At 70.8% G+C, this 7777-nt stretch carries 8 protein-coding genes; 7 read left to right on the top strand and 1 reads right to left on the bottom strand.

Annotated elements, in window-relative coordinates; genetic code table 11:
• Positions 1-146 precede the first annotated feature (146 nt).
• On the bottom strand, positions 147-1565 hold the full coding sequence (locus ABZT49_RS25455) for a trehalose-6-phosphate synthase (protein ID WP_093568457.1): 1419 nt from the start codon (positions 1563-1565) through the stop codon (positions 147-149).
• Between the two features lie 414 nt (positions 1566-1979).
• Here ABZT49_RS25455 and ABZT49_RS25450 point away from each other — a divergent pair, with 414 nt between their 5' ends.
• The 7 genes from ABZT49_RS25450 (at position 1980) to ABZT49_RS25420 (ending at position 7263) form a co-directional block, all read left to right on the top strand.
• On the top strand, positions 1980-2606 hold the full coding sequence (locus ABZT49_RS25450) for a hypothetical protein (protein WP_355290155.1): 627 nt from the start codon (positions 1980-1982) through the stop codon (positions 2604-2606).
• A gap of 14 nt (positions 2607-2620) precedes the next feature.
• The gene (locus tag ABZT49_RS25445; RefSeq protein WP_109974023.1) at positions 2621-3046 is read left to right on the top strand and encodes a phage holin family protein; all 426 of its coding nucleotides are present in this window, start codon (positions 2621-2623) and stop codon (positions 3044-3046) included.
• A complete protein-coding gene (locus ABZT49_RS25440; protein ID WP_355290153.1) occupies positions 3043-3441 on the top strand; it encodes a DUF3618 domain-containing protein in 399 nt (132 codons plus the stop codon). The genes ABZT49_RS25445 and ABZT49_RS25440 overlap by 4 nt, the downstream gene beginning before the upstream one ends.
• A gap of 109 nt (positions 3442-3550) precedes the next feature.
• Complete coding sequence (locus ABZT49_RS25435) at positions 3551-4387, top strand: hypothetical protein (protein ID WP_355290151.1); 837 nt, start codon at positions 3551-3553, stop codon at positions 4385-4387.
• Positions 4388-4505: 118 nt separating this feature from the next.
• A complete protein-coding gene (locus ABZT49_RS25430; RefSeq protein WP_355290149.1) occupies positions 4506-5597 on the top strand; it encodes a UV damage endonuclease UvsE in 1092 nt (363 codons plus the stop codon).
• A gap of 57 nt (positions 5598-5654) precedes the next feature.
• A complete protein-coding gene (locus ABZT49_RS25425; RefSeq protein ID WP_355290147.1) occupies positions 5655-6203 on the top strand; it encodes an alpha/beta hydrolase in 549 nt (182 codons plus the stop codon).
• Between the two features lie 112 nt (positions 6204-6315).
• A complete protein-coding gene (locus ABZT49_RS25420; RefSeq protein WP_355290146.1) occupies positions 6316-7263 on the top strand; it encodes a class I SAM-dependent methyltransferase in 948 nt (315 codons plus the stop codon).
• The last annotated feature ends 514 nt before the right edge of the window (positions 7264-7777 follow it).

Raw genomic sequence — 7777 nt, 5'->3', positions numbered from 1 at the left:
ATTGCAAGGACAGGCGCTTCCCCTCCCCACAAGGGGGAGGGGAAGCGCCTGTCCTTGCAATGGGTTAGCTCTCAAAGGGAGAAGTGTGAATCCGCTAGCCTCTGCGGGGGAGGGTGCGTGCGCGCGACCGACGCGCCAAAAAAACCTTACCGCGCCTCCGCCGCCGCTGGCGGCTCGCGCTCGACGGTCCGAAAACCTTCCAGCTCGCCGAGATAGCTCCTCGCCCACCAATCCACGTCCTCGCGCGCCATGCGCTCGAACATCGGCTTCCAGCGCTCCACGCGCTCGGCCTTGGGCATGTAGAGGGCGGCGCGGATCGCCTCCGCCACCTCGAACCGGTCGTAGGGGTTGACCAGCAGCGCTTCCGGCAGCTGCCGGGCCGCGCCGGCGAATTTCGACAGCACCAGCACGCCCGGATCGTCCTCGCTCTGGGCGGCGACGTATTCCTTGGCGACGAGGTTCATGCCGTCGCGCATCGGCGTGACGACGCCGACCCGCGCCGCGCGGTAGAGCCCGGCCAGCACCGCGCGGGGATAGGCCTTGGTGACGTACTGGATCGGCGTCCAGGACGGCTCGCCCAGCGACCCGTTGATGTTGCCCAGAACCTCGTTCACGTCGCGGCTGAGCTGCTCGTATTCGGGCACCTCGGTGCGCGATTTCGGGGCGATCTGCAGGAAGACGACGTTGCCGCGCTGGTCGGGATTCGAGGCGAAGAAGCGCTCGACCGCCTCCATGCGCTCGGGCACGCCCTTCGAGTAGTCGAGCCGGTCGACGCCGATGAGGAGCTTGCGGGTGCGCAGGCCCGCCACCGTGTCGCGCACGGTGCGGTTCATGCCGGCGCGCTCGGCGGCCTGGCGGAAGCCGTCGACATCGATGCCGATCGGGAAGCTGCGGATGCGGGTGCGGCGCCCGTCGACCATCAGCGAGCCGCCGCCGAGCGGGATCGCCCGCAGCTCGTCGACGAGGTTGCGCGACAGGTTGTGGACGTCGCTGTCGGTCTGGAGGCCGATCAGGTCGTAGTCGGAGACCGCGCGCAGCAGCTCGGTCGAGGCCGGCAGGGTGTTGAACACCTCGCCCGACGGCCACGGGATGTGGTGGAAGTAGCCGATCGGGTTCGAGACGCCGAGGCCCCGGAGCTCCGAGGCGAGCGGGATCAGGTGGTAGTCGTGGACCCAGATCAGGTCGCCGGGCTCGATCAGACCGGCGAGCGCCTGGGCAAAGATCCGGTTGACGCGCTGGTAGCCGGCATAGTCGGCCCGCGAGAACGCCGCCAGGCCGAGGCGGTAATGCATGATCGGCCAGAGCGCCCGGTTGGCGAAGCCGCTGTAATACTCGCGGTGGTCCTGGGGCGAGAGGTCCATCACCGCATATTGCACCCTCCCCCGGTCGGCGATGACCGGCTCGGAGGACGGGTTGTCGGTGATCTTGCCGCTCCAGCCGAACCACAGCCCCTTGTAGGCGGTGAACGCCTCCTTGAGGGCGACGGCGAGCCCGCCGGCCGCGACCGCCTTGGAGCCCGATTCCGGGACGGCGACGCGATTCGACACGATGATGAGGCGTGACACGGCGGGTATGGACTCCGGCTTCACGGACCTAGAGCATTTTCCGACGACCTGGGCACCGTTTCGTCGAAGAAAATGCGGCAAAATTAAAGAGCCGGGCTTCCCTTCGATCGCCGCGCGATCGGAGGGAAGCCCTGTGGGGCGGGGACGTCGCCTTCGCCCATCCGCCCCCGAGGGACAAAACGCACCGGCAGCAAGCGCGATCCGTGCGATTTGGTCAACCCTTTCGGCGAATCGGGCGGGGTTCGTACCCGTACGGGCTGTGCCCGGCGCTCCACAGGAATCCCGCCGCGATTCCTCCTTGGATGAGGCCGGAACCGGGCGCCTTGGCTGCTGTTACCCGCAATATCGTCGCATGTGGTCGGCGCGGTGGCCGGTCCGGCCTGCCCGCCGCGCCACCGAGAACGGAGTTGCCTGATGAGCGCGGGTTACGACAACGGACAGCACCGGACCGGTGAGGAGCGCCCGGGAGATTGGAACGACCTGCGGTCGGACGTGCGCCAGCTCGGCGACGTCGCGATGGAGCGCGGCTTCAGCCTCGTCGAGTCGGCCCGCGAGCAGGTCCACGGCTACGTCGACCGCCGCAAGGGCGACGCCGCCCAGTCGGTCTCCGACCTCGCCCAGGCCCTGCGCGATTCCGGCGGCAAGCTCGACCAGCAGCCGAACGTGAAGGCGTTCTTCGACAGCGCCGCCGACGGCCTGGAGCAGCTCTCCGGCTCGATCCGCGAGCGCAGCTTCGAGGACTTCTACGGCGAGATCGAATCGGTGGCCCGGCGCCGGCCGGCGGCCGTCGCGGTGGCGACCTTCCTCACCGGCTTCCTCGCCGCCCGCTTCATCCGCGCCTCGGCGCATCCCGCCCACGTCCTCGACGGCCGCGAGGCCTTCGCGCGCGGGCCCGAAGTCGGCGCGGACCGGGGGCGCGGCACCTCCTACGACCCGTACGCGTCCCGCCACCGGGACGTGCCGGGCGCCCATAGCGAGCCGGAGACCGCCCGGCCCGATCCGTACCGGACCGGCGCGTCCGGCCCGCGCTACTCCGCCTGACGGGAGGAGCCGCGATGGCCGACCCCACTGACGGCCGCCCGATCGGCGGCACCGGAGCCCCCGGGAGCATCCAGGGGCTCCTCGGCGATGCCCTGCGCGAGACCACCGACCTCGCCCGCAAGGAGATCGCCCTCTTCCGCACCGAGATGTCGAACAACCTGAGGTCGCTGTTCCTCGGGCTCGGCATGATGGTCGGGGCGGCGGTCTTCGCCGTCGTCGCCCTCCTGGTGCTCACCGACGCCCTGGTGAAGTGGCTCGCCACGGTGGTGAATTCCGAGGCGCTCGCCGCCCTGATCGTCGGGGCGGTGTTCCTGGCGATCGGCATCGGGCTCGCCCTGTGGGGCCGCAGCGCCATGTCCCTGTCCACGCTGACGCCGACCCGCACGACGCGCCAGGTGCGCCAGGATGCGAGGGTCCTGTCCGAGAGGGTGTCGGGATGACCCAGTCGATCAACGAGCTCGAGCACGACATCGAGGAGACCCGGGCCCGGCTCGACCGGACCATCGACCAGATCCAGGGCCGGCTCTCTCCGGCCAGCATCGTCGACGAGATGCTCGGCACGGTGCGGCAGAACCCGTCGATGAGCGGCCTCTACGACGGGGCGCTGGCGGCGGTGCGGCGCAACCCCGTCCCGGTCATGCTGATCGTCGCCGGGGTGGGCTGGCTGATCCACCGCGTCGCTCGGGACACGCAGCGCCGCCAGCACCTCGACGCCACGATGAACGGGGCAGAGGCCGTGCCGGTGCTGAATACCGGGACCGCCCGGGTCTACGACCCCGACCGGCCGACCGCCCACCCGGCGGCGGACCGCGTCGCCGGCGGCATGCGGATGTAAGGCGGCGCCGGCCTGCAAGCCGGCGCCCGTCCCTCGAACCTTCGATTGGTCACAGGCCCCGGCGGCTCAAGCCCCGCCGTCGCAAGGCCTGCCAGGGAGTACCTGAGTCATGGCAGAGCACACCATCAATCCGGCCAATCCGGGCGCGCCGTCGGCCCATACCCCCGCCACCGGGCCCGAGCGCAACCTGCACCAGGACCACGACACCGTCCGCCAGAACCTCGACGCCGCGCAATCCGCGGCCCACGAGGCCGGCCACACGGTGAAGGACAGCGTGAAGGACGCCGCCGACCAAGCCTCCGATAGGATGAGCGAAGCCTCCGAGCGGGTGAGCGACGCCGCCTCGGCGATCGGCGAGCGCATCAGCCAGACCGCCGACCAGCTGCGCGCCAAGGCGGACGCCGCCGCCGACCGGCTGCGGCAGGGCGCCAACGAGGCGGTCGACCGTGCCCACGCCCAGGCGAGCCAGGCCTACGGCGCCGTCGGCGGCCGCAGCGCGGAGACCCTGGACCGGGCCCGCGACTGGGCCAGTGACCGGATCGAGACCGGCTCGCAGCGTTACGCCGACCTGCGCGACCGCGGCAGCGAGCGTCTGGCGCAGGGCCAGAACGCCGTCGAGCGCTTCGTCACCGAGAACCCGGTGCTGGTCGGCGTCGTCGGCCTCGCCGCCGGCATGCTGCTCGGCGCGCTGCTGCCGCGCACCCGCCAGGAGGACCGGACGGTCGGCCCCTACGCCGACGAGGTCCGCGACCAGGGCCTGCGCTACGCCCGCGAGGCGACCGAGCGCGGGCGCCAGTTCGTCGAGACCGCCCTCGACCAGGCCCAGGACGCCGCCGTCGCCGCCGCCAACGCCGCCTCGGACGAGCTGCGCAAGAACCAGCCCGGACAGGCCCAGCCGGGACACAGCCCGACCGGGACCGGCGAGCCGGGTCGGCAGACGCACTGAGCCCGGCACTGCCGGACGCGACGGGCCGGCCCCTCGGGGCCGGCCTTTTTCTTGGGCGCCCTCCGACTTCGCATCGATATCGCGTGGACCCGCGCCGGCTCGCGCCGCGTTGTTGGCCATGATCTCCGCCGCTTCCTCCCCCCGCCTCGGCTTCTGCTGCAAGTTCATCCCGGACGAGCCGCCCGGCCGGCACAAGACCCTGAAGGCGGCGAAGGAAGCCGCGATGGTGATGAACGTCACCACGGTGACGATCGCGCATCTGCGCAAGCTCGATCCGGCCGCGGCGCGCGAGAAGCTGGTCGCGGTGGTGACGCACAATCTCGCGGCGATGGGGCGCCAGGTCGCCTGGGTGGCGGCGCGGCCGCCGCTGGAGCGGCTGCTGCGCCTCGCGAGCTCGATCCTGCCGGGCTACACCCACCCGGAGGTGCGCGATCTCTACGCCGACCCGGAGTTCCGCCGCACCATCGAGGCGGGTCTCGCGGCGGTCGGCGAGGCGGCGCGGGCGGGTGGCGTCCGGCTCAGCATGCATCCGGGCCCGTTCTGCATCCTGGCGAGCCGCAACCCGGCGGCGCTCGAGAACGGCATCGCCGAGCTCGACTACCACGCCGAGGTGATGGCGATGATGGGCTATGGCGGCGGCTGGCACCCGCACGGCGCCCACGTCAACATCCATGTCGGGGCCCGCGACCCCGGGGTCGATGCGTTTCGAGAGAACCTGGACCGGGTCTCGCAGGACGCCCGTGACCTCGTCACGGTCGAGAACGACGAATCGGCCTTCGGCCTCGACGAGGTCCTGCGCCTCGCTGACCGGGTGCCGGTGGTGCTCGACCTGCATCACCACTGGATCCACAGCCGCGGCGGCTACATCGAGCCGGACGACCCGCGGATCGCCCGGGTGATCGACTCCTGGCGCGGGGTGCGCCCGGTCGGCCATGTCAGCGTCTCGCGCGAGGACGTGCTGCCCGGCCACGACGCCGACGCCCTGCCGGATTTCGCCGCGCTCATCGGATCGGGCCTCAACGGCCGCGACCTCGCCGCGCATTCCGACATGATGTGGAACCGGGCGCTCAACAACTTGGTCGCCCGCCACCTCGCCTGGTGCGACATCGAGGTCGAGGCCAAGCTCAAGAACCTCGCCTCGACCGGGCTGGCGCTGCATGTCGGACCCGGCCTCCTCGGTACCGCGCCGGCCGCGGTCGCAGCGGAGTAGGCAGGCCCAGTCGGCACGGCCCTCGACGCTGCGGCCTCCTCGCTGTAACGGTGCGGCATGAGATCGGCCGATTGCGACATCCTCGTCGTCCCGGGCTACACCAATTCCGGGCCCGACCACTGGCAGAGCCGCTGGCAGGAGCGGCTCTCGACCGCCCGCCGGGTGACCCAGGAGAGCTGGGAACACCCCGAGCCGGAGGCGTGGCGCGACGCGGTGATCGCGGCGGTGCAGGCGGCGAACCGGCCGGCGGTGCTGGTCGCCCACAGTCTCGGGGTGATCTCCTGCGTGCAGGCGGCGCCCTACCTGCCCCAGGGCAGCGTCGCCGGTGCCTTCCTGGTCGCGCTGCCCGACGTCGAGCGGCCGGACACGCCGGCGATGTTGCGCGCCTTCGCGCCGATCCCCCGCGCGCCCCTACCCTTCCGGTCGGTCTTGGTGACGAGCCGCACCGACCCCTACACCGCCTATGACCGGGCCGAAGACTTCGCCGCCGCCTGGGGGGCCGAGCTCGTCGATGCCGGCGAGTCGGGACACCTGAATTCCGAGAGCGGGCACGGGCCCTGGCCGGAGGGGCTGATGCGCTTCGCCGGCTTCCTCCGCGGCCTCTAAGTAGACCTGCGTTGGCAAGCCAACGCAGGTCTACTTAGCGTCTTATTTTGTCGCAGGTTTTTAATGCAAAACCGGCGACCACTTTTGCGAAACCTGCTCAGGGCCGCCCGTGGTGCACTATCTCGACATGGTCGAGCCGGCGACGGCGGCGACCTTCCGCGAGGCCGACTACCTCGCGGCCAATCCGGACCTCCACCTCGCGGTGCGCGAGGGACGGCTCGCCAGCGGCCGGGCGCATTTCGAGCGTCACGGCCTGCGCCAGGGCCGGCGCCAGAGCCGCCTGCCCGAGGGGCTGGACGCCATGCGGGCGGACAAGCTCGCGCGGCTGGCGCCGCTGATGCGGGACGACCTGCCCCATCGCCGCGTCGGCGAGAAGTACGATTACCTGAGCGAGGAGCTGCGCGCCCTGTCGGGCGCCGAGGACAGCCCGAACGTCTCGCAGAACGCCTATGACGGCCACGTCCAGGAGCTGATCGCCGCTCATCCCGACGGGCTGATCCTCGATTGCGGCGCCGGCCGGCGCGACCGCTACTACGCCAACGTCGTCAATCTCGAGATCGCCGATTACGACACCACCGACGTGCTCGGCATCGGCGAGGTGCTGCCGTTCCGTGACGAGAGCTTCGACGGGGTCATCTCGATCGCGGTGCTGGAGCATGTCCGCGATCCCTTCGCTTGCGCCCGCGAGATCGCCCGGGTGCTCAAGCCCGGCGGGCGGCTGGTCTGCGCGGTGCCGTTCCTGCAGCCGCTGCACGGCTACCCGCACCATTACTACAACATGACCGGCGAGGGCCTGCGCAACCTGTTTGCCGGCCAGCTCGCGATCGACCACCAATACGTGCCGGCCTCGCTGCTGCCGATCTGGAGCCTGACCTGGATCGTCCAGTCCTGGGCCGCCGGCCTGCCGCCGGACGTGCGCAAGCGCTTCCTGTCGCGCCGCCTCTCCGACTTCACCGCCGACCCGCTCTCGCTCCTCCAGGAGCCCTACGTGACGCAGCTCGGCGACCAGAAGAACATGGAACTGGCGAGCGGCACCTACCTGTTCGCGCACAAGGAGTAGCGGGCGCGGCATCCGGCCTCGCGTCGGCGGGTGGCTTCGACGGAGGCGCCGATCGCTCCTCGTCCCATCCCGCGGCGAATGCCCATGGAATGCCCATGTCCCGCCCGCCGCTGCCGCCCTTCGACGAGGCGAGCGCCGTCCGACAGGTCCACCGCGTCGAGGGCTCGGCCACGACGGCGCCCGATCGCGGCGGGCCCGCACTCAAGAGAGGTGATCGTCGGAGCGTCGCGACAGCGATCAGGCCGTGGCTGCCCGAAGCAATCGGCCGGGCGCAACGCAAGGAGCCTCTGTTCGCTTCCGGCCCGGATGCGTCGTGCACCGTTCTATCGATGTTGATCGGGCGTGCCCCGCCTTCCTCGTGTTGCATTCTTGCCTCCCGCCTACGCGACGAGTGTCACGATGCGCCGGTCCCGGCGCATCGTCAGGCATCGCACGATTCGCTCTGCTGCCGGTGTCAAGGACTAACAGGCCGTATCACCCGTTTGATTTGCTGCAATGCAGCAAGAATTGATTC

Source organism: Methylobacterium sp. EM32, from assembly GCF_040593685.1.
In the GTDB taxonomy this organism is placed as follows: Bacteria; Pseudomonadota; Alphaproteobacteria; order Rhizobiales; family Beijerinckiaceae; genus Methylobacterium.
This window is presented reverse-complemented; position numbering and strand designations above follow the sequence as displayed.